Below are 25,064 nucleotides of genomic sequence, written 5' to 3' on the forward strand. Positions count from 1 at the left end.
ACTTTGGTGGCGGCGGGGAGTGGTGCAGTGGTCTGGACAGGGCCAACTGGGCCTGGCTAGCCTGCCGTTGAGCTTGCTTGGTCTAGACCTAGGCTCGCCTCTGTGTGCGTGCGCGCGATTCCTTTCTTCCCCCCCCGCCTCGCGGCCGTCCCGTCCCGACCCGTTGGTGCCTTTCTCCCTGGGGTTCGCGGCACCCGGCGGCCGCGCGAAGGAGTTTCGCAAGGAGAACACGTATGGCCGCAGTGCTGAGTGCCGCCACTCTGGCCGTCGGTGTCGCCCTCGTCGTGCCGACGGGGCTTGCGGCGGCCGCGCCGGGCTGTTCCTCCTGTACCGCCGATCAAGCCGGGGCCCCGGCAGCTGGGCGCGCCAATACGCGCGCCAATACACGAGACGACGCACCAGGTGGCGCGCCAGGTGACGCGCGAGCCGATGTGCGAGCTGATGCGCGAGCTGAGGAATTCGTGGTCAGCGAGGCGCAGTTCCACCAGATGTTCCCGAACCGGAACCCCTTCTACACGTACAGCGGACTGACCGCGGCGCTCAGTGCCTACCCGGAGTTCGCGAACACCGGGGGCGACACCGTACGGCGGCAGGAGGCCGCGGCGTTCCTCGCGAACGTCGGCCATGAGACCGGTGGGCTCGTCCACGTGGTGGAGCAGAACACCGGCAACTACCCCCACTACTGCGACGCCAGCCAGCCGTACGGATGCCCGGCCGGGCAGGCCGCCTACTACGGCCGCGGGCCGCTCCAGCTCAGCTGGAATGTCAACTACAAGGCGGCGGGCGAGGCGTTGGGCGTGGATCTGCTGGACAACCCCTATCTGGTGGAGCAGGATCCCGCCGTCGCCTGGAAGACGGCGCTCTGGTACTGGAACACCCAGAAGGGGCCGGGAACCATGACGCCCCATCAGGCGATGGTCGGCGGCGCCAGTTTCGGCGAGACCATTCGCAGCATCAACGGGTCCCTGGAATGCAACGGGGGTAACCCCGGCCAGGTGCAGAGCCGGATCGACAACTACAAGAGCTTCGTGCAGATCCTGGGCACCACACCTGGCGACAATCTGAGCTGTTGAGCAGCTGTGCTGGTGAGCTGCTGTGTAAGGGGCGGGGCCGTTGACTAGGGAGCCGCTGAGGTGCGGGACTGGGCGTAAGCCCGGCCCTGGCCCTGGCCCCGGCCTCGGCTCCGGCCCCGGCCTCGGCTCCGGCCCCGGCCTCGGCTCCGGCCCCGGCCTCGGCTCCGGCTCCGGCCCGGGCCATCAGCAGCGTGCGTGGGCCGTGATGTCCGTGCCGAACTCGTCGATCATCGCGGGCGTGACGGTCGGCCGGCACTGGGAGATGGCGGCGAGGTAGTCCTCGGTGCTCGCCCCGAACCTGCCGTGTGCGCCCGCCCCCGCGCCGACCGACTCCAGGTCCCGCTCGAACGACGCCTGCGCGGCCACCCGCGCGGCGTGTTCGATGTCGGCCGGCGTGAACAGCTCGCTGGCCGCCACGAGTTCCGAGATGTCCACCTCGGGCCGCCCGTCGGTGTAGCGGGACCAGATCGCCGAGCGGGCCGCGGTGTCCGGCGTACCGATTGGGATCAGGTAGTCGAACCGGCCCGGGCGCAGGAACGCCGGGTCGAGCGAGCGGATCGAGTTGGTCGGGCAGGAACCGTCCGCCGAGGTCCTCCAGGAGGCTGGCCGCCGGACCGTGGTGCGGTTCGACCTTCTCGAAGTAGGCCACCGCGGGCTGGCGCGTGTAGCCGGCGTTCAGCAACCCCTCACCGAGCAGGTCCTCCTCCGGCAGCACGTACGCGATACGGCTCACCCGGGCCGCGATCAGCCGCCGTTCCAGTTCGACCAGCAGCGCGCTCGCCAGGCCCCGGCCGCGCCAGGCCGACGAGATCGCGATCCGCATCACCCAGCCCCGCTCACCCGCCACGCACGCGAGGGCGGCCCCGATGGGCGCTCCCTGGTGGACGGCCACCACGGCGGGCTGCCGCGAGGTCAGCGCGCTGATGCACTCGGCGAGCGAGAAGACGGACTCCTGCCCGAGGTCGGCCGTGGAGTCGATCAGATGGACCACTTCGGCGAGATCGTTCTCGCGGTAGTCGTGGATGAGCCAGTTCACCGGTACCGCCCCTCGTTGGTCGCGCTGGTGATGTTGGTGGGGTGGCAGTGAGGCTAGGGGCGGCGGCGGAGCGGGGCCTGCTCCACCGTGCACAAGCGAGGGAGCGAACCACTACGGTCCGTACGTAGTCAGATCCGGGCTAACCTTCAGCGGCTCGTGGCTCGCGGTTCCGCTGCTCCGGCCGAACGTCGAGCCCGCTGGGACCGGCTGCGACCGTTCCCTGCCCCGATCGTCGTGCTCGCGGAAACTGGCCGCGACCGCCCCGATCTTCGTGCCCGCAGGACCGGCTGCGACCGCTCTGGTGGCGGTGGCTGTCGGACCGCTTCCGGGGAGGCGCCCGCCGAGGCGGAAATTGCTGGCCGGTCCGTCCCGTCCGATGACATGCTGTGCGACGTGAACGCACCGGAAGTCCACTTCAGCTTCGCCCCTGAGCTGCACGTTTTCGTCGCAGCAGAGCACAGCGCCACGGACGCCGCCGTGGTGACCGACGGGACGTCGACGCTCGGCCATGTCGTCGAGTCGCTGGGCGTCCCGCTCACCGAGGTCGGCGGTCTGGTGGTGGACGGCGCCGAGGCGACAGCCGCCCATGTGCCGAGCGCGGGCGAGCGCATCGAGGTGCGGGCCGTCGAACGCCCGCAACGGATCCCCGGTGCCCCGCTGCGCTTCCTGCTCGACGTCCACCTCGGCACCCTCGCCCGCCGGCTGCGGCTGCTGGGCGTCGATGCGGCGTACACGAACGAGGACCCGGGCGACGCCGCACTGGCGGCGCTCTCGGCGAAGGAGCAGCGGGTGCTGCTCTCCCGGGATCGCGGACTGCTGCGCCGACGGGAGATCTGGGCGGGGGCGTTCATCTACAGCGACCGGCCCGACGACCAACTCCGCGACGTACTAAGGCGCTTCGCCCCCACCCTGGCCCCTTGGACCCGCTGCACCGCCTGCAACGGCCGACTGGCGGACGCCGACAAGGACTCGGTGCGTGAGCAACTCCAGCACGGCACGCAGCGAACGTACGACGTGTTCGCACAGTGCACCGAGTGCGGCCGCGTCTACTGGCGCGGCGCCCACCACGCCCGCCTGGAGGCCATCGTCCAGGAGGCGCTTCGGGAGAACGCGGGCTGAAACGGTGCCCCGGAGCCCGTTGCCGCGCTGCCACGCGCCGCGGGGTGGCGCCTTCCGGGGCGGCCGCTTGGCCGTACGGATTCCTCAGGGCGGGTGACGAGGGAGGGGAGGGCCGTCGGGGGCGGGGTCGGTCAGCGGCGACCGCCGTGTTTCGCCGTGTCGTGGCAGTGAAGGTGATGGTGCGTCAGTTCGCCAACGAGGTCCCTGCGCAGGGACGTTCGGCGACGCGGATCGGTGGCGTTGTGGGCGGGGTGGAGGGTCGGGGTGACGGCTCAGGGCGATGGCGCTGGGTGATGGCGCTGGGTGAAGTTCGTCGCCGCCGCACCTCGCAGTGCGTAGTGGTTCAAGTATGAACCAACCCCTCGGGGAGTGCGTTCTCATGCCCCTAGCCCACTCGTTGCGCGACACGCCGACGACGCGCGCCGTCCAATGGGTGAATCCGCCGCTTTCGGCCACCCGAAGAGCCCATCGGGTACCTCGAATGCGACGTTCTCCGGTGGTGCGCGGTCGCAATCCGGCTGACGGTGATCACGTCGCTACTGCGATCCGATGTGCCGACAAAGAGTCAGCCTTCGCAGTCGCGCCGAAAGGAACATGTCCCCATGCGCACTGCCCGCACCCTGTTCGCCTCGGCCGCCATCACAGCGGCCCTTGCAATCTCCGCGCCCGTCGCAAACGCAATGATCATGCAGGATATTGCCTCGGGCAGCGGGTCGTCTGCCACCAACAACGACCACGACAGGAACGGCGACCGCGACCGCGACCGCGATCGTGACCGCGACCGGGACCACCGTTGCGACTACGGACGTGGCGGCCGCGACAACGGCCGTGACTACGGTCGCGACAACGGTCGCGACAACGGCCGTGACTACGGTCGCGACAACGGCAGGGACCACGGTCGGGACAACGGCCGTGACCGTGACCGCGACCGCGACCACGGTCGCTACAACGACTGGGACCGTCGCTGCGACCACGGCAACAGGAGGCCGAGCGGCGGCGTGCACACCGGTGGCGGCGCACTGGCCCAGACCGTGCTTGCCGACTGGGACCAGGGCAGCGGTTACGGCGACGACCACGGCCGCGACGGTGGCCGGGACCACGGCCGTGACGGTGGCCGGGACCACGGCCGTGACGGTGGCCGGGACCACGGCCGTGACGGTGGCCGGGACCACGGTGGCTACGGCGACCGGGACCACGGCCGGGACCACGGTGGCTACGGCGACCGCGACCACGGCCGGGACCACGGTGGCTACGGCGACCGCGACCACGGTGGCTACGGCGACCACCGCCGGCCGCACGGCGGCATCCACACCGGTGGCGGTGGCCTCGCGTCCGGCAGCAGCATGGCTGCCGGCTCCGTGCTGATGCTCGGTGGTCTGGGCGCCGGTGCCTACATGCTGCGCCGTCGTTCCGCCTCGGGCTCTGCGACGGCCTGACCAGGCTGCCCCCGACGGAGGCCGCCACGCCGTCGCGGCCACCGTTCCTCGTGGACGGTGGCCGCGGCGATTGCGTTGCCCACCGCCTTCTCAACGCCTCGCCGCCGCCCGTTCATGAAAGGCATCCGCACATGACCGCCCAGCAGTCGCCCCAGCCGAAAACGAACCCGTCCCGCACCCCCGCGTCCCGCCCCGTCGGTCGCGGCCTGTTGTGGTCTGCGGCAGCATTTCTGCTGGGCTCGCTCCTCGTCTACAACTCCGTCGACACCTCGGCGGACCCCAAGCCGCAGTCCCACCACGCCGTGGCCGCCTCCGCCACCCCCCGGGCGAGCGGCTCCGCCTCTCCGGCCGCCGCCCCGGGAATGGCCCTGCCCCGTTCCGCGCCGAAGCGTTTGAGGATCCCGTCGATCGCGGTCGACGCGCCCTTCGCCCCGCTCGGCCTCGGCCCGACCGGGCAGCTCGAAGCCCCGCCCCCCAACGACAACAACCTCGTCGGCTGGTACAAGGACGGGGCCAGCCCGGGCGAACGCGGTTCATCGATCATCGCCGGTCACGTCGACACCAAGACCGGACCCGCGGTCTTCATGCAACTCGAATCCCTCAAGCCCGGCAACACGGTCAACATCACCCGTGAGGACGGCATGATTGCCACGTTCCGGGTCGACTCCGTGGAGACCTTCAGCAAGGCGAACTTCCCCAGCGACCGGGTCTACGGCGATGTGCAGGAAGCGTCGCTGCGGATCATCACCTGCGGGGGCGCCTACGACCGGAAGGTCAAGGACTACGTCGACAACGTCGTGGTCTTCGCCCACCTCGACTCGTACAGGCGAGCCTGACCGTCCACGGCTCATCGCGTCAGCGTCCCCGTCCCCGTCCCCGTCTCGTTCCCGTTCTCGTTCCCGTCCCCGTTCTCGCTCTCGTTCCCGTCTTCGCCTCTCGTCTTGGCGAAACCGGATGATGCCCGGGCCGGCCGCCGTGCCGGTCCGGGCACTGCCCTGTATCCGTCCTGTAGAGGAGGAAACGGGCGAAACGCGGTACCGTGGATGCTTCCCCGATCGGGAAGGGGCAGGGAAATGATGGACGCGCTCATCCCTCACCACTCAGCATTAGCGAAGCGTTGAGAAGGAACTCGGGACGTTGATCCACGTCCTTTGTTCGGTGTTCCGACGTTTCCGACTCTCAAGGCTCCGACCGTTGAGAAGTGCTCACCGGTCGTCAGCCGTTTTGCCCGGCGATCACAGGGCACACGCGAGGCGACGTGAGTGTCAGAACCTGAGCACAGCAGACGAGGGCCCGCATGGCTCCTCGTGCTCGTGAAACCAAAACCTCGCCCTGATGACGGGATGAGATGAACCCCGGACGTCAACAACCGCCGACCCCGCGGCGGGGCCGTAAGCCGGCCCGCGGGGGTACGCCCGCGACCGACCGCATGCTGCGCATTCTGCTGCGCCGTCGCAAACAGCCACTGAGCGCCCAGGACGTCACCGTCACGGACCGGCCCGCGGTCCACAAGGCGGTCTCGGCGGCCGCGCTGGGCAATACCATGGAGTGGTTCGACTTCGGCGTCTACGCCTATCTGGCGGGCACGCTGGGGAAGGTGTTCTTCCCGGCGAGTTCACCGGGTGCGCAGGTCGTCTCGACGTTCGCCACATTTGCCGCGGCGTTTCTCGTCCGGCCGCTCGGTGGCCTCGTATTCGGTCCGCTCGGTGACCGCATCGGCCGCAAGCGCGTACTCGCCGCCACCATGATCATGATGGCGATCAGCACCTTCGCGGTCGGCTTTCTGCCCAGTTACCACACCATCGGCTTCGCCGCGCCGATTCTGCTGCTGATCTGCCGTCTGGTGCAGGGATTCTCCACCGGTGGCGAATACGCCGGTGCCACCACCTATATCGCCGAATACGCCCCCGATACCCGGCGCGGATTCCTCGGCAGCTGGCTCGACTTCGGCACCTTCGTCGGGTACTCGCTCGGTTCCGGACTGGTCACGCTGCTCACCGGCGTCCTCGGTACGGACGGTCTGGTGAACTGGGGCTGGCGGCTGCCGTTCCTCGTCGCCGGGCCCCTGGGGCTGATCGGCCTGTACATGCGGCTACGGCTGGAGGAGACGCCGGCCTTCCAGCGCGAGGCCGAACAGGCACACCACGACGCGGAGGAGATCCGCGCCGCGGGCGGCGAGGACCCGGTCGAGGAGGCCCGCCAGTCCGGTCACGGACGGTTGAAGGAGATCTTCACCCGGCACTGGCAGGCGGTGCTGATCTGCATGGGCCTGGTACTGCTCTACAACGTCACCAACTACATGGTGACCTCCTACCTGCCGACGTACATGACCGAGACCCTCGGCGAGGATCCGCTCACCGCGCAGCTGCTGGTGCTCGGCACCATGATCGTCGTGGTGCTCACCATCACCACCATCGGACGCACCTCCGACAAATGGGGCCGGCGGCCCGTCTTCATGGCGGGCAGCGCCGCCCTGATCGCACTCGCCGCCCCCGCGGTGCTGCTCATCCGGGCCGGCGGCATCCTGCTGCCCGCCCTCGGATGTCTGATCCTCGGCCTTCTGCTGGTCTGCTTCGCGGGGACGTCGGCCTCCACCCTCCCGGCGCTCTTCCCGACCCGTCTGCGCTACGGAGCGCTGTCGATCTCGTTCAACATCTCCGTCTCCCTCTTCGGCGGTACGACACCGTTGTTCGCCTCCGGGCTGGTGCAGGCGACGGGCAGCGCGATGGTCCCGGCGTACTACCTGATGGCGGCCGGGGTCATCGGGCTGATCGCCACGTTCTTCCTGCGCGAAACCGCGGGCAAACCGCTGCGCGGGTCCGGCCCGATGGTGGAGACCGAGGAGCAGGCCCAGGCCCTCGTGGCGGAGAGCCGCACCGAAGCCGGCCGGCGGGCCAGGGACATCTGGATCCGGCTACGGCACCCGTGGGCCCGGCACTGAGCCCGGACGGTGTCATGGACGACCCTTGCCGTCTCCCTCCCCTTCCTCCCCCGACTTCATCGGCGAACGCTGCTGTCCCATCGCCAACTGGTGAGACGAGGACGCCCCGGTAGCGCACCGCGTCCGGTGGCCCACAACAGGACGGCCCAGGGGCCGCTGGCCGGCACATCCGGGGCATCGGGAAACAGCCGGGCGAGCACCCGCGCGCACACGTCGGCGGGCGGCTCCCAGGCCAGCCCCAGCCCCTGGGCGAGATCGTGGGTGTGGACCAGGGTCTCCACCGCCCCCATCGCGGCGAAGCCCTCCGGATCCGAGGCCCCGAACACATGGTGGGCCCGGACCTCCGGAGACGCCGTACGCACCATGGCGACCAGCAGTGCGCCGCTCGCCTCCAGAACCTGCAACAGCCCCGCCGGCCCCGCCGCGCGGTCGGCATGCACGGCGTTCGCGGGCCCGCCCGGCCGCCGGCTCTCCCATACGAAGGGCACCAGCCCGTCCAACGGCGGCTTCCGCGGGCCGAGTTGGACCGCGTAGGCGAAGAGATCGTCACTGAGGTGCTCGACCGTCTCCCAGCAGTCCCACTCCAGCGAACCGGCTTTCCGCTGCCACGCGTCCGCGGGCGCCTGGCCCAGCACGGCCACCGCGAGCTGCACACAACGGTCGAGATCGTCCGCGGTGACGGTGAGAGGGGCAGGAGGTCCGGACGCGGCACGGGGACTGGGACTGGGGCTGGGGCTGGGGCTGGAACTCGGACCAGGGCTGGAACTCGGGCCAGGGCTAGGACTGGGGCCATGGCTAGGACTGGGCGTTGACCGGGACATGAGGGGACCGTATCTCGCACACATGTGGCCGAGGGAAACGGCCCGACAAGTGGCCTCCCTTGGACTGCCGCCCATAACTGACGGACTATCGTGGGCGCATGTCCGCCCCAGAACTGATCCGCATCGTCTCCCGCGACTCGCCGATGGCCCTGGCCCAGGTGGAGCGAGTGCGCACCGAACTCGCCGCGCTCCACCCCGGAATCGCCACCGAGGTCATCCCGGTCAAGACCACCGGTGACCGCTGGATGGGTGCGCTCTCGCAGGTCGAGGGCAAGGGCGCGTTCACCAAAGAGGTCGACGCCGCCCTGCTCGCCGGTGAGGCGGATCTCGCGGTGCACTGCGTCAAGGACATCCCGGGTGACCGCCCGCTGCCGGCCGGGACGACCTTCGCGGCGTTCCTGGAGCGCGATGACGTCCGCGATGCGCTGATCGACCCGGGCGGTCGTACGCTCGACGAACTCCCCGCAGGCACCCGGATCGGCACCTCGTCGGTCCGCCGGATCGCCCAGCTCGCCGCCTCGCACCCGCACCTCCAGTGCGTGCCGATGCGCGGCAACGCCAACCGCCGCATGGAGAAGCTCGCGGTCGGCGAGGCGGATGCGCTGCTGCTGGCCGTCTCGGGTCTTGAGCGCATCGGCCGGACGGACGTGATCACCCAGATCCTGTCCGTGGAGGAGATGTGCCCGCCCATCGGCGCGGGTGTGCTGGCGCTCCAGTGCCGCGAGGACGACACCGGGACCATCGACGCGGTCAGCGGTCTCGGCCACCCCAGGACGTACCAGGAGACCACCGCCGAGCGCATGCTCCTGCACGTGCTGCAGGGCCACTGCAACAGCCCGATCGCCGGTTACGCCACCACCGACCGCCGCGGCGAACTCTCCCTGCGCGCCTGCGTCTTCACCCCGGACGGCAAGACGGTCCTCAATGCCCACGAATGGGCCGGCCCGCTCACCCCCGAGACGCTCGGCACCTCCGTGGCCGTGGCTCTCCTGCGCCAGGGCGCCCGCGAACTCATCGACGGCATCCCGCACTGAACCGGGACGCCCGGGCGGGATGCCTGCGGTCATCTGCCTTCCGCCGTGGCACGACCACGACCTGGTCGTCGTCCTCGTAGATGATGTGGCCCGGGTCGGTGGACTCCAGCCGTTCGTACGGGACGCCGTGTGCGGCCAGTAGGTGCAGGTAGCCGTCCACGCGGTCGATGAGGTGGGTTGCGTTGATCTTGAACCATGCCACCGCACCCGGGTTCCGTTGCCTGTCGTAGACGAGTGGGTCGGTGTCGGACGGATTGGCGTAGTGGGCGTCGTACCAGTCGTTGGCGGCACGCCAGAAGCGGTACTGCTCCTCGCTCAGCCTGCCGTCCCGCGCGAGCCCGTTGGCGAGGGCGAAGATGCCGGGGAAGTGGCCGTGCGGGCTGCGTGTCGTGCCTTGGAACCGCACATAGCGGGGCAGGGGCATGGTGTTGACCTCCAGTGGGGGGAAGACGGCAGGGGCGGCGGCATGGGCCGGGCAGTGTCCGAGGGGCCGGGTGATCCGCCCGCGGAGGCGCGGGCAGGTCAAGCACACCCTTCCCGCGAGGGCCAGCGTGCCAACCGCCGGCAGCCCTTCGCCCCTGGCTTCGTTCTGTCCCGCCGGACGGTCCTCAGCGCCCGCGGGAGGTGCGGCGGCGGTAAGAGACTGCGGCGATGGCCAGGCCGATACCCCACACCAGGAACTGCGGGACGCCGTAGACGACGATCCAGCGGCTGAAGATGCCGTCCTCGTTGAAGTCTTCGAGCGTCCGCGCAGCCGCCCAGGCGGTGTACAGGAGGAGGAAGGCCGAAACGGTGAAGGCCGTGGCGGCCGGCGTCCGGCGCGGAACTCTGCACGTGGCGAGGAACGGGGTCCAGCTCGGGAACACCAGACCCCGCGGCCGGACCAGGCTCAACGCCAGGATGCCGGCCAGCAGTGCCAGCCCGCTGAGCACGAACAGGTACGGGCCGCCACCGAGCGCGTACCACTCCCGGAACGTGTCCTTGTCCGCCCAGAGGGGAATGCCCAGCGCCCAGACCGCGTGGATCGGGATGAACCCGACGGTCGCGGAGAGCGCCGAGGCATAAGCGGCTCGGACGGCCCACCGGGGCGGGGGCGGAACCTCAGCGACTGCACTCCCTGGACGAGGGACGGTGAATTCGGACATGGCGCGAGCCTCCTGACGAGAGGGGCGATACTGATCAAGAGACACGGTTCCACGGGCCCGCGTGCGCAGGCATCGAGCTCGGGACTGAAGATCACTCATCCTCCGAGGTGGCCAGGACGCCGAGCCTTTCCCCCACGCGGGGGAGCCGGTCTTCTCCTCATCCATCCGGTAGATCACGCCGAAGGCGCTTCACGGCGTCACTGATGAACACACATGCCACGGCTGCTGACCCGTTGGGCAGGCCGTCGGTGTGCGGCGTAGTGGTGGTGTGCCGTTCATGGTGCGCCATCCGCTCCACGTGTGTCACGAGTGACGGCGCGTCAGCTCCGCCTGGCGGTAGGCCGGCCGGACCATGGCGCGATGCGCAACGGATGCGGCGGGCGGGCGTGGTGGGGGTGGGCGCAGTGGGGGGTGCGGTTTCCGCGGCGGGTGCTGGTGGTGGCGGGGGTGCTGTGCGTCCTCTTCGGGTGCGCTGCCTCGGGGCTGGCCGATCGGCTGTCCGTCGGTGGGCTGGCCGCGTCGGGGACGCCTTCGGCGCGGGCCGAGGCGTGGGCGACACGCTACGGTGCCGGCAGTCCGGAACTCGTCCTCGTCGTCCGGCCGGTATCGCCGCGCCGCTCACTGGACGGTCCGGTGGTACGGGCCGCGGGACGACGGCTGACGGCGCGTTTGGCGGCTGAGGCAGGGGTGGCCGGAGCGCGTTCGTACTGGGCTACCGGCGGGGACGGCGATACCGCTCGTGTGCCTGACCGTGGCGCCGGTCTGCGGTCGCCGGGTGGGCGGGCCGCGCTCGTACTGGTCGATCTGGAGGGCAGCGAGACCGCTACGGCGCGTACGGCGGAGCGGATCGTACCGCGCTACACGGGGGAGACCGGCCCGTTCGAGATCCGGGCCACCGGGCCCGCGTGGAGTCTGGCGCAGTCGACCGTGCAAGCCCGCACGGACCTGCTGCGGGCCGAGCTGATCGCCGCCCCGCTGACCTTCGTGATCCTGGCCCTGGCGTTCCGTTCGCTGGTGGAGGCGCTGCTTCCGGTGCTGGTCGGCGGGGTGTCGGCGGTGGGGGCGCTCGCGGTGCTGCGGGGGATCACCGCCGTCACGGACGTCTCCGTCTTCGCGGTCAACCTCGTCGGTGCGCTCGGGTTCGGACTGGCGGTGGATTACGCCCTGTTCATCGTCGCCCGGTTCCGCGAGGAGCGGTCCCGCGGGCGTGCCGCCGAGGACGCGGCGCGGGTCAGCGTGGCGACGGCAGGCCGTACGGTCGCGGTGTCGGCCGGTACGGTGACCGCGGCGCTGGCCGCGCTGTGGGTGTTCCCCTTCTCGTTCCTGCGCTCGATGGCGTACGCGGGGATGGTGGTGGTCGTACTCGCTGCCCTGACCGCCGTGTTGGTGCTGCCTGCGGTGCTGGTCTGCTGGGGGAGCCGGGTGACGGCGCTGGATCCCCTGGGGCGGTTCCGGTGGGCGCCGGCGCCGACGATTGGCGGGGACAGTCCGCTGTGGGGCGCGGTCGTACGGGCGGTCACCCGACGGACGGTGTGCTGGGGAGCGGCCTGCATGGTGGTGCTCGCGGTGCTGGTGCTGCCGTTCGCGCACGGTCGCTCCGGACTCGCCGATGAACGGATCCTGCCGGCGGCCGCCGCATCGCATGCGACCGCCGATCTCGTACGGAGGGAGTGGGGGACGTCCGCGGAGGGCACCCTCGCGGTGGTCCTGCCGCGCGTCGATCCGGTGGCCGACCGGGCGGCGTTGGATGCGTACGGGCGCAGACTGTCCGGGCTGGCCGGGGTTCGGGGGGAAGCGACGGTGACCGTGCCGGCGGCGACGGGACGGTATGCGGGCGGGCGGCGCCCGGCGGGCGAGGGAGCGGCCGATCCACGCAGGCCGACCGCCGGTTCGCCGGCAGAGGCGACCGGTTCGGGTGTGGCGGCAGCCACCGGGCGGGTGGCGGTCCGGGGCACGGTGGTGACGTTGACCCTGCGGCCCGATCCGCAGTCGGAGCGCGCTGCCGCACTCGTGCACGCGGTCCGCCGGCTGCCCGCCCCCGGCGGACCGCCCACCTTGCCGGTTGGCCCGCCCAAGTCGTCGATGCGCGCGCCGCGTTGGCGAACCGGCTGCCGCTGGCCTTGGGGCTGATCGCCGTCGGGACCATGACCGTGGTGTTCCTGTTCACCCGCAGCGTGCTGATTCCGCTGAAGGTGCTCGCGGTGGCGGCACTGAGCCTCACCGCCGCCCTCGGCGGTATCGTCTTCGTCTTCCAGGACGGTCATCTGCGCTCGCTGCTCGGCGACTTCACCGTCACCGGCACGATCGACATGACCATTCCGCTGCTCCTGTTCAGCGTGGCCTTCGGTCTGTCCGTGGACTACGAGCTGTTTCTGCTCTCCCGTATCCAGGAGCACTACCGGGCGACGGGCGACAACACGGCGGCGGTCGTCCACGGCATCGCCCGGACCGGGCGGCTGTTCACCGCCGCCGCGCTCGCCGTGGCCGTGGCGATGGGTGCACTCGCCTCCTCGGGCGTGCTGCTGCTGAAGGAGCTGGGAGTCAGTCTGGCACTGGCGGTCGTGGTCGACGCCACGGTGGTGCGAGGGGTACTCGTCCCGTCGGTGATGCGGCTGGCGGGGTGCGCCAACTGGTGGGTGCCGGGGCGCGGCCACCGCGGTCCTCGCCCCCGACATGGACTTCCTCGCCATGACGGTTTGTCAGTCGCACCTGGTCACGCCGAGGTGACGGACCTGGCCCTCAAGTCGAGCCTGGGTCCCGACCTCGATCGTCGGTGAGGGGGAGCGGGACACCTCGGTCACGTGCTGGACGTGGCGGTCATGAGGAAGACGTGTCGACGAGCGCTGTTGCCTCCGCGAGCGTCATCCCCGGTCGCAGTTCGGTCTCCCCGGTCACACCGAGGCGTTCGCCCATGACGAGGGCGAATTCCAGCAGTGCGAGGGAATCGACGTCGAGTTCCTCGAACGTCGCGTCAGGGCGCAGTTCGGCCGGGTCGATACCGAAGGTCTCGTGGAGGGCCGTGCAGATGACGTCGTAGCTGGGGGAGGGGGCGGGGGAAGTGGTCGTCGGGCGGAGATCGGACACGAGCCGTCACGGCTCCCTTCTGTGCGGAGGAGGAAGACGACGAGGGAGAGGAGGAAGACCCAGAGGGAGAGGGAGCGGAGGAGGCGGACGGGGCGGCGGAGGGCTCGGGTGACGAGGGCATGCGCATGCCCGCGCGGACGTACTTCCCGGACAGTTCCGGCGGGGGAGCCAGGCCGGTCGTTGCGGCCTCCAGGTGGGTCCGGTCGTAGTGGCGGCGGGACCACCAGTGCGGGGTCAGTCCGGCGGCCAGGCGGATGAGGAACCGCTCCAGCGGCCGCATGTCCTCTGCCGTCACATCCGGGTCGAGCTTGACATCGAGCCAGTCACATCCGCTCAAGGCGATCTGCACCAGCTCCTGCACCGAGCAGTCGTGCGGATGGACCACGTGATACGTCACCGCAGGCGGTTCCGGCTGGACCACTGTTTGTGCCGTGCGGGTGGCGGCGCAGCGGAGCATGGCCGTCACCGCCCAGTCGACCTGGAGGAGGTTGACGAGGGCGTCCGGCCGTCCCGGCACTCGCGCCGTATAGGGGAGGCTGATGTCGTCGGCGGCCAGGCCGGCGGCGCGCAGGACGAGTGCCGGATCCTGTCGTTCCAACATGCTGATCCGCGCCGCCTGGACCGCCAGCCAGTGGCGCGGCTCGCCCGCCTGGGTCGGCCGGTCGGTCACCAGGAGACTAGGGCGGAAGATCACCGCCGGCCGGCCCTCGGACCGTGCCCATGCGCGGACCAGGCTCTCGGCGCGGAACTTGGACTCCTCGTACGGGGTGGCAAAGCCGTACTGCTCATCCAGGGTGTCCTCGTAGACCACGCCCGTGCGGCGGCGGCCCGCCACGAAGGCGGTGCTGATGTGGAACAGCGGGGCGGTGTGCCCGCCGGCGTGCAGCAGTTCCAGGATGCGGCGGGTGCCTTCCACGTTGGTGCGGTGCAGGGCGGCCGCTTGGCCGAGCGGGCTGGTGTCGGCGGCGCAGTGCCACAACTCCTGGGTGCGGCGTGCCAGCGCCGCGTGTTCCGCCTCGGGCAGTCCCAGCCGCGGGGCGGCCAGGTCGATCCGTACCGGGGTGACCCGCCGGTGGAACTCGTCGGCGGCCCACTCGGCCACGGTCTCGGCCCCGGTCTCGGCCACGGTCTCGGCCCCGGCTCCGGCCCCGGAGGAGGCCCCGGAGCAGGAGCGGCCCTCCGGCTCGTCTCCGGATTCCGTACCAGGCCCGGCGCCCGTGCTGCGTACGGCCCGCAGCAGTCGTTCGCGGGCCGACACCGGATCGCCGCGCACGAGGGCGCAGACGGGACGGTCGTCCCTGCGCAGCAGCGCGGCGAGGAGATGTGCGCCGAGAAAGCCGGTGGCACCGGTGATCGTGATCAACGACTCACTCCTTCGACCGCGTGCCGGCTGCGGCGCGGCAGCGTACGCACCGCCGGCCGCACGTCGTGGCACGGGCATTATTTCTATTTATCGGAATTTGTCGCAGTATGTCGAAGAGTCAGGGATCAGAGGCCCCGGCGAACCGGCGCACCGTGGCAATGCGAGCATTCGCGTGACCTCCGGCCGCTACCGCGCGGCCCCGCACCGGTCCCGCCAGCAGCCATGACATAAGGAACGCCCGCCCACGGCAGAGGAACGCCCGTCCTAAGGCGCCGCGCGGAAGACCAGTACCGCGTTCTGGCCGCCGAACCCGAACGCATTGCTCACCGCCGCCGCCATCGGCAACGGCCGTGGCACCTTCGCGACCACGTCAAGCCCGATATCGGGATCCGGTCGCTGCAGGTTCGCCGTCGGCGGGATCACTTGCTCGGTCAGCGTCAGGACCGTGCAGGCCGCCTCGATCGCCCCGGCACCACCGGCCGAGTGCCCCAGCGCCCCCTTCACCGCGGTCACCGGCGGCGGCCGCCGGAAGACCTGCCGCAGCGCCAGCGCCTCCGCCCGGTCGTTGAGGACCGTTGACGTGCCGTGCGCATTGACGTGGTCGATGTCGCTCGGATCGATCCCCGCGTCGCCCAGCGCGGCCGCCAACGCCTCGGCCGCCCCCCGCCCTTCCGGGTGCGGCGCCGTGAAGTGGTACGCGTCGCAGGACGCCCCGTAGCCGGACAGGTAGGCGTGCGGGCGGGCGCCCCGGGACCGGGCGTGCCCCAGCCGCTCCAGTACGAGCACCCCGGCCCCCTCCGCCAGGACGAACCCGTCACGGTCCGCGTCAAAGGGGCGGGACGCGCCCGCCGGATCGTCCGCCCGCCGGGACAGCGCGCCCATCTGGTGGAAGCAGGCGGCCGGAACCCGGCTGCACAGCGATTCGCTGCCGCCCGCCACCACCACGTCGCAGGCGTCCGTGAGCAGCAGTTGGCGGGCGGTCCCCAGGGCCGTGGCCCCGGACGCGCACGCCGTACTGACCGTCAGGTTCGGACCGCGCACCTGGAGGTCCATCCCGACTTCGCCGGCCACCATGTTCGGCACACTGCGCGGAATGGCCAACGGGGAGATGTCCGTGGCCCGTCCCTCCGTGAGCTTGGTGAACTCCGCCTCGTAGCGCTCCATGCTCGCCGTCCCCACCCCGAGGACGACCCCCACCCGTACGGGATCCCAGTGGCCCGCACCCAGTCCGGCGTCCTTCACCGCCTCGCGGGCAGCCACCAGGGCCATGGCGGCGCACCGGTCCAGACGCCAGGAGAGCCGGCGTCCGAGCTGCGCGGCGGCGTCGAAGCGGGGCACCCGGCAGCAGAAGTCCACCGGGAGGCCGGCGAGTGACGGCTCGGTCGCCGCGGTGGACTCGCCCCTCAGCACACCCTGCCAGGTGGCGGCGACACCCACGCCCGCGGGCGTCACCAGCCCGAGCCCCGTGACGGCCACGTCTCGCGCGTTCATTCGGCCCCCGCTCTCCGCACCCGCGCCTCAGCGATTTCCGGCATGCGCCCAGTATTGGAGGCGTCCCCCCGCCCCGGGGCACGCCAAGCCGCAGCGTCCCCCGACCAGCCGCAGCCTTCCCGGACCGGCGCGACGAGCGAGGGCCCGGAACCCGCGGTCGCACATCCGGAGCGCCTGCGGAGAGCGGAACGCAGCCCTTCGAGGGGGCGCGGACGCTGTGCGGCCCCCGCAAGCCGATGAAGTCGACCCGCCGCAGTGCGCAGCACCGGCATCGAGCCGGGAACGATCCGGCCGCACCCGATCGATGCGATACCCGATCCATGCGATGCGGACCTCGCGGCGTCACAGCGCATCGACAACTGTGGATATTTCGGGTATCGCGGCGGAAGGGCTTGACCTTGACCCTGCGTCAGGGTTGGAGCCTCGTCGCATGACGAACAACAGCACTTCCTCGGATCGGTTCGCCCCGCCGATCGGAGGGTTCCAGGAGATCGACGGCCGCCGTATTTTCGTGCATCGGTCGGGCAGCGGCGGGCCGGCCGTCGTGTTCCTGCCGGGCGCGAGCGCGGTCGGCCTGGACTATTTCGGTGTTCAGCAAGGCGTTTCGCAGTTCACCACCGCCGTGGTGTACGACCGTGGCGGCACGGGCTACAGCGACCCCCTTCCGCTGCCGCGCACCGCCGCCGCGGTCGCCACGGAACTGCACGAGCTGCTGCGCGCCCAGGACATCGCCGCCCCCTACGTGCTGGCGGCACACTCCCTCGGCGGCGCCTACGCGCATCGCTTCGCGCAGCTGTACCCCCAGGACGTGGCCGGGCTGGTCTGGTTGGACGCCTTCCACCGTGACTGGGACGACTTCATGCCTCCCGCGGCGGGTCTGGCCGCGGTCGAGGAGAGGGCACCTGACCGAGAGCAGCTGGCACAGATGCGCCCGGCCCTGCGCGAGATGCACGCCGAGTTGCTCGCCGACCACCCGGAGCACCTGCGGCAGGCGCTGCTCGATGCCAAGATGAGTGACGAATGGACCGACGTCGGCATCGCCGAGCGCACCGGGTTGGCCGAGCTCGCCACCGAACTGCGGGCCGGGCCGAACATTCCCGATGTCCCGGTGGTCGCTCTCACCGTGGTCGGCACGGACGCCGCCCAGCAGGCGCTGACGTCGGAGCGGATGCAGCACGAGATGAACGACGCCAAGACGGCCATGGACGCCGCCCTGGTGAGCGCGGTCTCGCGAGGGGAACAACGCATCCTCTCCGACACCTTCCACCACCGGCTCTGCTTCGACCGCCCCGATGCCGTGGTCCAGGCGGTCCGCGACGTCCTCGACCGGGCGGCTCGCCCCTAGAATCGGCACGCCCAGGCCCGACGATCAGAGGTGAACGGTGCTGACGATCAGCCAACTCGCAGCGACAGCGGGCGTGACCGTGCGCACCGTTCGCCATTACCACCACTTCGGCCTGTTGCCCGAGCCCGAACGCGATGCCTCCGGATACCGCCGCTACAGCGCACAAGCGGCGGTGGATCTCATCCGGATCAGGACCCTCGCCGATGCCGGTGTTCCGCTGGCCCGTATCGATGCGCTGCTGCATGCGCAGCCGACCGAATTCGCCGCGGCCCTCACCGACATCGACGCCGCATTGCAGCGCAAGATCGACCAGCTCACCGCATACCGCAGCCGGATCGCCGAACTGGCAAGCGGCGAACGGCTCGTCCTGCCCCCGGAGGTGGTCGCCATCCTGGACCGGATGCGCAGCCTCGGGGTCAGCGAACGGAGGGTACGACTTGAGCGCGACTCGTGGATCCTGCTGCAGGCACTGGACCCGCGCTCCATGCCGCAACGGATACGGGACAAGAACAGCAGATTCGACGACCCCGAGACGACGCGCCTGTATCTCGCCTGTGATCAATCGGTCGACTGGGATCCGCACGATCCACGCCTGGACAAGCTCATCGACGACCTGGACGCATGGGAGATCACGCACGAACGGGACAGCAGCCGGTCAGCGAACCTGGAGCTGGTCTTCTCCCGGATCTTCGACGAGGCATCACCGGCATGGCAACGCATCCTCAGTGCGCTCGCCCACCGTGCCGAGCAGCGCCGAACCGCCGGGCGCGACAGCTGACGTTCCGGCTCCCTGGTGGCGTCCGGCCGTCTTCGCGCGTATCCCTCCCGCGCACAAACCGTGCGTTCGCTCATCAACGGTGATCAACAGTCTCAGGCTCTGGGATGATCTTTGCGCGCTCGCCGCGCGCATGACACGATGGCCAGCGCCGCACGGGGGAGCGGTGTATCAGTGGGGACAACCTCCCTTTGCGCACCAAGGTTTCCGTCGATCCGCCGCGGCCGGCTGACCCCACAGGTGCTCCCTTCTTCCCGGGGCGGCGAATTCCTACCGAGCCGAACCAGCGTCAGTAGAAGGAAAAAGAAGGAATCACCGACATGACCACCGCCATGCAGCCCTCCGGTGCCACGCCCATCTACGAAGAGCTCGTCGAGGAGCACGGCGATGTCCTCGCCGCAACCCGTGAGGCGGCGGAACATTCCCAACTCAAGGCGTCCCAGGCCCTCGACTGGAGCGATCTGCGTCGCCGTCACCACCAATAGGGGGCGTGCGCCGGCACTCGCCCCGCGAGCGGCTCGCTCAGGCGCACACTCTTTCCTTCCGGCGTTTGCCCGCTCGGTCGATCGCAACCGCGCCTTTCACGATGGGTCGTTCCTGTTCCTGCCCGGGCGGTAGGTCTCCAACAACCGCGCCGGGGCGGCTTGCTGCCAGGAATCCACGAGGATGTCCCGGAGTTCGTCCACATCCTCAAGTTCGGCCAGCCGGACCCGCACCCAGTGCGAACTCGCCTCATGCGGCGGCACCCAGAATTTGTGCGGTTCCGCGGCGATCAGTTCCTGCCGCTCATGGATCGGGCAGCGCACGGCGCATGACGTCTCGTCGTCGGGAACGGTGATGAACATCTTTCCCGCCACCCGGAACGTGGGCATGTCCCAGGCTTCCTTCTCCACCGTTTCCGGGAGGGACAGGGCAATGCGGCGGACGTCGGAGGAATCGATCACGTCACTACTTTAGCCCCGTCGACGACGCTCCCGAAGCGTTCAGGAAGACCCGGTGGGACCGCGGCCCCGGATCAGGTTCTCGACGTGGTCGAAACGCGCGTGCAGCACTCGCAGCTCCGCCCGCAGCGCCTCCGCGTCTTCACGCGCGTGGCTGCCGATCGCCTTGCCCAGCCGGATTGCGTCCTGCTCCGCACGGCCGACGAACCAGGTGGCGAGGGCGGCCGTGACGACGCCGAACGCCGTAATGGCGCCCAGCATCAAAAGGGACGCGATGACCCTGCCCCATACCGTCACCGGATAGAAGTCCCCGTACCCCACTGTGGTCGCCGTCTCGATCGACCACCACAGCGCTTTCGGGTACGACGTGATATTCGCCCGTGCCGCGCCCGATTCGGCGACGACGGTCAGCGCGGCGCCACTGAGCAGTAGTGCGCCCATGCCCATGGTCACCCAGAAAGCGGCCCGTGCGTGCAGCCGGCGCCATGCCTCGTTCTTGAAGAGGCGATTCAGGGCGGACGCAAGAAACGACGGCACCAACGGGGGTCATCACCTTCCACTGCCAGTCTGACGGGAATGCAATGGCGTCTCGCGGAAAACCGGCTCTCCGGCGGAAAGCCGGTTTTCTCACGGCGATGCCGAGATGCGTCGAGATTAACAGCGGGCGGTACCGCGGCCTCGTCAGGAGGACGGAACGCGGGGTGCGGCCGGAGTGTCGCCGTGTACGGCGTGCAGGTAGAGAGCCAGCGTGTCGAGGGTGAAATACGAGCTGTAGGAGACGTCGGGGACGTCACCGCCGGTGTGGTAGCCGCCGATGACGCCGATCAGGGCGTAACCCGTGAAGTCCCGTACGAGGAAGGGCCCGCCGGAGGTGCCGCCGATATAGCCGGCGCAGGCGATCTCCAGGAAGTCGCCGGGAGCGGCCGGGTCGGTGCTGGTGTAGCGGTGCGTGGACGAGGTGCAGTCCAGCGGCTTGGGCTGGGTGGTGTCACTGTGCCCCGGGTAACCGATGAGCCGTACGTTGCGGTGGTGGTATCCGGGATAGGGGACCAGGTCGTACCCGCCGGTGACGTCCTCCACCTCGGCCCCGTCCGCGCGGACCCCGAGCCGTACGACCGCGTAGTCCCAGCGCGCGCCGCCGTCCGTACCGAGGTCGTAGTAGCGCTGGTCCAGGTAGATCCGGTCGACGGGGTAGATCCCGTGGGGTTTCAGGCCGTCGTGGTACTGCGGCACGAACGACAGATGGCGCTTCGGGTCGGGCGCGCGCAGACAGTGTGCGGCGGTGACGACGAGGTTGCGGAGCGGGCTGCGGACGACCGTTCCCCCGCAGAAGCGGCCGGTGTGGGTGCCGTCCGTCCAGAAGAAGGTGCCGACTTGCGGGAGGCCGTCGAACGGGTGGCTGGGCGGCACCGGATCCGCCTCCGCCGACGTGTGCGCTGCGCGGAGGCTGCTGTTCCGGCTCGCTCGGCCACGCGTGCCGGCCGTGACCGGCTCGGCGGCCGCCATGCGCTGCGGCGTCCAGTACACGTCATCGTCCGATGCGGAGGCGGATGCGGACGTTGCGGCCGTCGGGTGGGAGGCACCGGCTGCGTGGGCGAGGGGGGCGAAGGGGGCCGGCGGGACGATCAGTAACAGTCCGGTGAGTCCGAGGAGGAGGGTGGTGAGGAGGAGGGGGCGGCGGCCGCGTACGGCGATCGGTCTGGGCATGATCGGGGTCCTCCCGGGGATGCTGGCCGAGCGTTGAGTGCCGAGGGCGGGGGATGAGGGGGCGGCTTACGGCGTGCGCGTGCGGATGACGGGCGTGGTGGATCCGGGCGGGCGAGACATGGTCCTACGGGAAGGTCCGGTGTGGCGAGAGGGCGTGCCGACCAGCCCGTCCCGGGGGCGTGGCGGATGCGGTACGCGCACGGCTCCGCGGGCGGCGGCCACCCGGCGGGGGAGAGCCGTCGGCGGGCGCCTGCGACGGGTGTCAACAGGTCTGCTCTGCGGGCCACTTGCGGCAACTCGGGCTTTGGCACGTCGGACAGGGGCGTCGTTGTGACAGGGTGGTGGGCCAAGTGATCGATTCCGCCCCTTCAGCCCCGCGCAAGGAGTGTCCGATGTCCGTACCGTCCCGCATGATCCCGTTGTTGGAGCAGTTCGATTTCGCGTACCGGCGACTCGCGGACCGGTTGACCGGGCCCGTCATGGACAGCGGGAACGGCACGGACGTCGAGGTCGACGTCATGACCGACGAGGAGTACCTCTGGGAGCCGGTGGCCGGCTGCTGGTCGGTGCGACGGCGTACGGACGGGCCGGGGCCGGGCGCGACGATGCTGGCCGGCACCGGCGAGTGGGGGCGGGACGACGCTCCCGCGCCGCACCCCGTGCCGCCGCCCTTCACCACCCTCGCCTGGCGCCTGAGCCACCTCAGCGAAGTCCTGACCCTGCGAGCCGACCACACATCCGGTGGCCGCACGCTGACCCGGGACGACTACTGCAGCAGCGGAGACGCCGCCGGGGCGATCGCGGCCTTCCACGCCGGCGCCACGGCGTGGCGGAAGACCCTGCTCGGTGCCGACGACGATGCACTGGACACGGTCGGATACAGCACCTACCCGCACGGCAGCGACCCCGAGGACCCGTTCATCGACATCGTCTGGTGGGTCAACCAGGAACTGCTGCACCACGGAGCGGAGATCGCGCTGCTACGGGATCTGTACCGGGTCCGCGGGGAGTGACGGAATCTGCTGCTTGCTGGCGGGGCAGACCATGCTGCAATGGTCTCAACGTGCGGCAGGGATACGGGGGTTGCTGATGGTCAAGGTGCGTGATGTGGTCCGCGAGGTGGTGGCGGAGCGTGCGGCGCACGAGCTGCCGCTGGTCGACAGCCTGCGGCAGTTCGACGACGACCGGGTCGTTCGGACCCTCGGTCGGCAGGGCCGGCGGGGGGAACCGCTGGGCTTCGGCTATGCGGAGATGGTGTCCCTGGTCACGCCGGTGGTCTGGCTCGTCCTCGACCAGGCGGCCAGGCGCGGGGTCGACATGGCCACGGAGAACGTGCTGGCACGCGGGCGGGCAGGGCTGCGCAGGCTGCTGCGCCGTGCTCCCGCCGCGCCGGACCGGGTGCTGATCGAGCTGGCGCGGGACGAGCTGACGCTGGTGCGTACGCACATCCTTGAGCGCGCCGTCGAGCGCGGCCTGGACCGCGAGGAGGCGGAGGCGCTGGCGGACAGCGTGGTGGCGCGGCTGGCGACGGCGGCCCATCCCGCGCAAGCCGACCCCGCGCGAGCCGACCCCGCGCGAGCCGACCCCGCGCGAGCCGACCCCGCGCGAGCCGACCCGGCCGAGTAGCGCGGGGCGTGATCGCCGTCCCGGTGCCCGTCCGGGCAAGGCTGGTCGCCGTGGTTCGTTGCCCTCTGCAACGTTTGCCGCGGCGGCGAAGCGCACCCGGCCGGCGGGGCCGGGCCGGCCATGATCCCGACCGCTGCGGGGGGCCCGCCCCCGCCCCGGCCTCGTTCGCGGGGTGTCACGGCCCGGAGGTAACCTGAACGGAGCCCTCCTGTCCCCAGTGCCGGGGAGGTCTCATGGCCGCCGGTGAGAGCCTGCGTCCCAGTAAGGCGGACGCGCCGCGCTACATCCCCATAGCCGAACACGGCCTGATCGGCGATATGCGGACGGCCGCACTCGTCGGCACGAACGGCACCATCGACTGGTACTGCTGCAGCCGTTTCGACGCGCCCAGTGTGTTCGCCGCCCTCCTGGACGCCGACCGCGGAGGGGCGTTCGCTCTGGCGCCGGACGTGCCCGCCCGGACCAAGCAGTTCTACTTCCCCGACACCAACATCCTGATCACGCGCTTCTTCGCGGACAACGGCGTCGGCGAGGTCCAGGACTTCATGCCGATCGTCGACGACTCGCGCGAGGCGGACCGGCACCGGCTGATCCGCCGGGTGCTGTGCGTCCGCGGCACGCTTCCGTTCATCGCCCGGGTGGCTCCCCGGTTCGACTACGGCCGGCGTGCGCACACCGTGAGCAGCCACGGGTGCCATACGGTCTTCGAGTCCCCGGGGCTGGCGCTGGCGCTGACGTCCAGCGTTCCGGTCGAGATCGACGGCCCGGACGCCTGGTCCTCGTTCAAGCTGCACGAGGGCGACGCCGCGGTGTTCGCGCTCGACCGTATCGGCGGAGGACTGGAGCCTCGGGCCTGTCCGGCGGCGGAGGCCGAGGAGCTGTTTGACGCCACGGTGCGGTACTGGCGCAGCTGGCTGTCCCACTCCCGGTACCGGGGGCGCTGGCGGGAGATGGTGCACCGCTCCGCGCTCACCCTCAAGCTCCTCACGTACGCGCCGACCGGCGCCATCGTGGCCGCCCCCACCACCAGCCTGCCCGAGCAGATCGGCGGCGAGCGGAACTGGGACTACCGCTACGCCTGGGTGCGGGACGCCGCCTTCTGTATTTACGCGCTGCTCAGACTGGGCTTCACCGATGAGGCCAGGGCGTTTGTGCACTTCCTCTCCGGCAACATCCGGCCCGAGGGCTGCGCGGCCGGCCCGCTGCAGATCATGTACGGCATCGACGGCCGCAGCGAACTGCCCGAGGAGGAGCTGTCCCATCTGGAGGGACATCTGGGCTCGGCCCCCGTCCGTATCGGCAACAACGCCGTCCAGCAGCTCCAACTGGACATCTACGGTGCCCTGATCGATTCGCTCTACCTCTACGACAAGTGGGGTGAGCCGCTGTCCAGTGAGCACTGGGACGCCATCGGCCACCTGGTCAACTGGGTCTGCGAGAACTGGGACCAGCCGGACGAGGGGATCTGGGAGACCCGCGGCAAGACGCAGAACTTCCTGTATTCGCAGCTGATGTGCTGGGTCGCCATCGAACGCGCGATGCGGATCGCCAGCCACCGCGGGCTGCCGGCGGACGTGCTCCGGTGGGGGCGGACCCGCGACACGATCTACCGCAGGATCATGGACCGGGGCTGGTCCCCGGAGCGGAAGGCGTTCGTCCAGCACGAGGGCGACACCGTTCTGGACGCCGCCGTGCTGATGATGCCGCTGGCCAAGTTCATCTCGCCCACCGATCCGAAATGGCTCTCCACCCTCGACGTGCTGGGCGAGGACCTGGTGTCCGACTCGCTGGTCTACCGCTACGACCCGCGCAGCAGCCCGGACGGCCTGCGCGGTGAGGAGGGCACCTTCTCGATCTGCTCGTTCTGGTACGTCGAGGCGCTCTCCCGCGCCGGCCGCGTCGACGAGGCCCGGCTCGCCTTCGAGAAGATGCTCACCTACGGCAACCACCTGGGCCTGTACGCCGAGGAGATCGGCCGCACCGGCGAACAGATCGGCAACTTCCCGCAGGCCTTCACCCACCTGGCACTGATCAGCGCCGCCTTCAACCTCGACCGGGCCCTGGGCTGACGACCGTTCCCCGCTGATGCCTCCCCGGTGGCGGCACGGCAGAACGCGCCGCCTACGG

Annotated in this window: 22 protein-coding genes and 2 pseudogenes; 14 read left to right on the forward strand and 10 right to left on the reverse strand. The window is 70.5% G+C overall.

Going from position 1 to position 25,064, the window contains the following annotated elements:
- Positions 1–233 precede the first annotated feature (233 nt).
- A complete protein-coding gene (locus tag AB0G35_RS26160) occupies positions 234–1,073 on the forward strand; it encodes a chitinase (RefSeq protein ID WP_360954214.1) in 840 nt (279 codons plus the stop codon).
- Positions 1,074–1,256: 183 nt separating this feature from the next.
- Here the strand turns inward: AB0G35_RS26160 and AB0G35_RS26165 are convergent.
- Positions 1,257–2,109 (reverse strand): annotated as a pseudogene (locus AB0G35_RS26165) (GNAT family N-acetyltransferase).
- A gap of 393 nt (positions 2,110–2,502) precedes the next feature.
- Between AB0G35_RS26165 and AB0G35_RS26170 the strand changes: the two are divergent.
- The 4 genes from AB0G35_RS26170 to proP all read left to right on the forward strand — a co-directional run bounded on the left by AB0G35_RS26170 (position 2,503) and on the right by proP (position 7,605).
- A complete protein-coding gene (locus tag AB0G35_RS26170; RefSeq protein WP_360954217.1) occupies positions 2,503–3,228 on the forward strand; it encodes a Mut7-C RNAse domain-containing protein in 726 nt (241 codons plus the stop codon).
- A gap of 686 nt (positions 3,229–3,914) precedes the next feature.
- Entirely contained in the window at positions 3,915–4,664 is a 750-nt protein-coding gene (locus tag AB0G35_RS26175; protein WP_360954220.1) for a hypothetical protein, read from the forward strand.
- Positions 4,665–4,795: 131 nt separating this feature from the next.
- Positions 4,796–5,500, forward strand: coding sequence for a class F sortase (locus AB0G35_RS26180; RefSeq protein ID WP_360954223.1), 705 nt, complete (start codon positions 4,796–4,798; stop codon positions 5,498–5,500).
- Between the two features lie 593 nt (positions 5,501–6,093).
- The gene (proP, locus tag AB0G35_RS26185; protein WP_360954226.1) at positions 6,094–7,605 is read left to right on the forward strand and encodes a glycine betaine/L-proline transporter ProP; all 1,512 of its coding nucleotides are present in this window, start codon (positions 6,094–6,096) and stop codon (positions 7,603–7,605) included.
- 56 nt (positions 7,606–7,661) lie between these two features.
- Here the strand turns inward: proP and AB0G35_RS26190 are convergent, their stop codons facing one another.
- A complete protein-coding gene (locus tag AB0G35_RS26190; protein ID WP_360954228.1) occupies positions 7,662–8,258 on the reverse strand; it encodes a hypothetical protein in 597 nt (198 codons plus the stop codon).
- Positions 8,259–8,524: 266 nt separating this feature from the next.
- On the opposite strand from AB0G35_RS26190, the gene hemC reads away from it, so the two are divergent.
- Positions 8,525–9,460, forward strand: a complete 936-nt coding sequence (gene hemC, locus AB0G35_RS26195) for a hydroxymethylbilane synthase (RefSeq protein ID WP_360954230.1) — start codon at positions 8,525–8,527, stop codon at positions 9,458–9,460.
- On the opposite strand, the gene AB0G35_RS26200 is transcribed toward hemC, so the two are convergent.
- Both AB0G35_RS26200 and AB0G35_RS26205 read right to left on the reverse strand, forming a co-directional pair.
- Entirely contained in the window at positions 9,438–9,884 is a 447-nt protein-coding gene (locus AB0G35_RS26200; RefSeq protein WP_360954232.1) for a hypothetical protein, read from the reverse strand. The two genes, hemC and AB0G35_RS26200, sit on opposite strands and share 23 nt — an antisense overlap.
- Before the next feature lie 184 nt (positions 9,885–10,068).
- Positions 10,069–10,605 carry a hypothetical protein gene (locus AB0G35_RS26205; RefSeq protein WP_360954235.1) on the reverse strand — a complete coding sequence of 179 codons (537 nt, stop codon included), beginning with the start codon at positions 10,603–10,605 and terminating at the stop codon, positions 10,069–10,071.
- Positions 10,606–10,965: 360 nt separating this feature from the next.
- On the opposite strand from AB0G35_RS26205, the pseudogene AB0G35_RS26210 reads away from it, so the two are divergent.
- Together AB0G35_RS26210 and AB0G35_RS26215 are read left to right on the forward strand one after the other, a co-directional pair.
- Positions 10,966–12,120 (forward strand): annotated as a pseudogene (locus tag AB0G35_RS26210) (MMPL family transporter); the annotation flags it as partial.
- Between the two features lie 155 nt (positions 12,121–12,275).
- Positions 12,276–13,382 carry an MMPL family transporter gene (locus AB0G35_RS26215; protein WP_360954376.1) on the forward strand — a complete coding sequence of 369 codons (1,107 nt, stop codon included), beginning with the start codon at positions 12,276–12,278 and terminating at the stop codon, positions 13,380–13,382.
- Between the two features lie 40 nt (positions 13,383–13,422).
- On the opposite strand, the gene AB0G35_RS26220 is transcribed toward AB0G35_RS26215, so the two are convergent.
- The 3 genes from AB0G35_RS26220 to AB0G35_RS26230 all read right to left on the reverse strand — a co-directional run bounded on the left by AB0G35_RS26220 (position 13,423) and on the right by AB0G35_RS26230 (position 16,543).
- On the reverse strand, positions 13,423–13,689 hold the full coding sequence (locus tag AB0G35_RS26220) for an acyl carrier protein (RefSeq protein WP_360954238.1): 267 nt from the start codon (positions 13,687–13,689) through the stop codon (positions 13,423–13,425).
- Positions 13,577–15,052, reverse strand: coding sequence for an SDR family oxidoreductase (locus AB0G35_RS26225; protein ID WP_360954241.1), 1,476 nt, complete (start codon positions 15,050–15,052; stop codon positions 13,577–13,579). The genes AB0G35_RS26220 and AB0G35_RS26225 overlap by 113 nt, the downstream gene beginning before the upstream one ends.
- A 264-nt stretch (positions 15,053–15,316) precedes the next feature.
- Positions 15,317–16,543 (reverse strand): beta-ketoacyl-[acyl-carrier-protein] synthase family protein, encoded by a 1,227-nt coding sequence (locus tag AB0G35_RS26230; protein WP_360954244.1) that lies wholly within the window; start codon positions 16,541–16,543, stop codon positions 15,317–15,319.
- Positions 16,544–16,973: 430 nt separating this feature from the next.
- Between AB0G35_RS26230 and AB0G35_RS26235 the strand changes: the two genes are divergently transcribed.
- From AB0G35_RS26235 to AB0G35_RS26245, 3 genes are all read left to right on the forward strand, one after another.
- Positions 16,974–17,888 carry an alpha/beta hydrolase gene (locus AB0G35_RS26235; protein WP_360954247.1) on the forward strand — a complete coding sequence of 305 codons (915 nt, stop codon included), beginning with the start codon at positions 16,974–16,976 and terminating at the stop codon, positions 17,886–17,888.
- Between the two features lie 37 nt (positions 17,889–17,925).
- The gene (locus tag AB0G35_RS26240; RefSeq protein ID WP_360954250.1) at positions 17,926–18,666 is read left to right on the forward strand and encodes a MerR family transcriptional regulator; all 741 of its coding nucleotides are present in this window, start codon (positions 17,926–17,928) and stop codon (positions 18,664–18,666) included.
- A 317-nt stretch (positions 18,667–18,983) separates the two neighbouring features.
- Positions 18,984–19,148: a hypothetical protein gene (locus AB0G35_RS26245; protein WP_360954253.1), complete on the forward strand. Its 165-nt coding sequence runs from the start codon at positions 18,984–18,986 to the stop codon at positions 19,146–19,148.
- Between the two features lie 96 nt (positions 19,149–19,244).
- On the opposite strand, the gene AB0G35_RS26250 is transcribed toward AB0G35_RS26245, so the two are convergent.
- The 3 genes from AB0G35_RS26250 to AB0G35_RS26260 all read right to left on the reverse strand — a co-directional run bounded on the left by AB0G35_RS26250 (position 19,245) and on the right by AB0G35_RS26260 (position 21,311).
- Entirely contained in the window at positions 19,245–19,607 is a 363-nt protein-coding gene (locus tag AB0G35_RS26250; RefSeq protein WP_360954256.1) for an MmcQ/YjbR family DNA-binding protein, read from the reverse strand.
- Between the two features lie 39 nt (positions 19,608–19,646).
- A complete protein-coding gene (locus AB0G35_RS26255; RefSeq protein ID WP_360954379.1) occupies positions 19,647–20,141 on the reverse strand; it encodes a potassium channel family protein in 495 nt (164 codons plus the stop codon).
- Positions 20,142–20,285: 144 nt separating this feature from the next.
- Complete coding sequence (locus AB0G35_RS26260; protein WP_360954259.1) at positions 20,286–21,311, reverse strand: trypsin-like peptidase domain-containing protein; 1,026 nt, start codon at positions 21,309–21,311, stop codon at positions 20,286–20,288.
- 392 nt (positions 21,312–21,703) lie between these two features.
- Between AB0G35_RS26260 and AB0G35_RS26265 the strand changes: the two genes are divergently transcribed.
- The 3 genes from AB0G35_RS26265 (at position 21,704) to AB0G35_RS26275 (ending at position 25,006) form a co-directional block, all read left to right on the forward strand.
- The gene (locus tag AB0G35_RS26265; protein WP_360954262.1) at positions 21,704–22,324 is read left to right on the forward strand and encodes a DinB family protein; all 621 of its coding nucleotides are present in this window, start codon (positions 21,704–21,706) and stop codon (positions 22,322–22,324) included.
- Between the two features lie 76 nt (positions 22,325–22,400).
- Positions 22,401–22,937 carry a hypothetical protein gene (locus AB0G35_RS26270; protein WP_360954265.1) on the forward strand — a complete coding sequence of 179 codons (537 nt, stop codon included), beginning with the start codon at positions 22,401–22,403 and terminating at the stop codon, positions 22,935–22,937.
- A 233-nt stretch (positions 22,938–23,170) separates the two neighbouring features.
- Positions 23,171–25,006 (forward strand): glycoside hydrolase family 15 protein, encoded by a 1,836-nt coding sequence (locus AB0G35_RS26275; protein WP_360954268.1) that lies wholly within the window; start codon positions 23,171–23,173, stop codon positions 25,004–25,006.
- Positions 25,007–25,064 lie beyond the last annotated feature (58 nt).

The organism is Streptomyces sp. NPDC021749, from assembly GCF_040640655.1.
Classification (GTDB): domain Bacteria; phylum Actinomycetota; class Actinomycetes; order Streptomycetales; family Streptomycetaceae; genus Streptomyces.

Excerpts from the sequence above, each read along its gene's own strand:
- AB0G35_RS26160 (WP_360954214.1), top strand. The coding sequence starts at position 234 with ATGGCCGCAGTGCTGAGTGCCGCCACTCTGGCCGTCGGTGTCGCCCTC.
- AB0G35_RS26175 (WP_360954220.1), top strand. The coding sequence starts at position 3,915 with ATGCAGGATATTGCCTCGGGCAGCGGGTCGTCTGCCACCAACAACGAC.
- AB0G35_RS26180 (WP_360954223.1), top strand. The coding sequence starts at position 4,796 with ATGACCGCCCAGCAGTCGCCCCAGCCGAAAACGAACCCGTCCCGCACC.
- proP (WP_360954226.1), top strand. The coding sequence starts at position 6,094 with ATGCTGCGCATTCTGCTGCGCCGTCGCAAACAGCCACTGAGCGCCCAG.
- hemC (WP_360954230.1), top strand. The coding sequence starts at position 8,525 with ATGTCCGCCCCAGAACTGATCCGCATCGTCTCCCGCGACTCGCCGATG.
- AB0G35_RS26200 (WP_360954232.1), bottom strand. The coding sequence starts at position 9,884 with ATGCCCCTGCCCCGCTATGTGCGGTTCCAAGGCACGACACGCAGCCCG.
- AB0G35_RS26205 (WP_360954235.1), bottom strand. The coding sequence starts at position 10,605 with ATGTCCGAATTCACCGTCCCTCGTCCAGGGAGTGCAGTCGCTGAGGTT.
- AB0G35_RS26230 (WP_360954244.1), bottom strand. The coding sequence starts at position 16,543 with ATGAACGCGCGAGACGTGGCCGTCACGGGGCTCGGGCTGGTGACGCCC.
- AB0G35_RS26235 (WP_360954247.1), top strand. The coding sequence starts at position 16,974 with ATGACGAACAACAGCACTTCCTCGGATCGGTTCGCCCCGCCGATCGGA.
- AB0G35_RS26245 (WP_360954253.1), top strand. The coding sequence starts at position 18,984 with ATGACCACCGCCATGCAGCCCTCCGGTGCCACGCCCATCTACGAAGAG.
- AB0G35_RS26260 (WP_360954259.1), bottom strand. The coding sequence starts at position 21,311 with ATGCCCAGACCGATCGCCGTACGCGGCCGCCGCCCCCTCCTCCTCACC.
- AB0G35_RS26265 (WP_360954262.1), top strand. The coding sequence starts at position 21,704 with ATGTCCGTACCGTCCCGCATGATCCCGTTGTTGGAGCAGTTCGATTTC.
- AB0G35_RS26270 (WP_360954265.1), top strand. The coding sequence starts at position 22,401 with ATGGTCAAGGTGCGTGATGTGGTCCGCGAGGTGGTGGCGGAGCGTGCG.
- AB0G35_RS26275 (WP_360954268.1), top strand. The coding sequence starts at position 23,171 with ATGGCCGCCGGTGAGAGCCTGCGTCCCAGTAAGGCGGACGCGCCGCGC.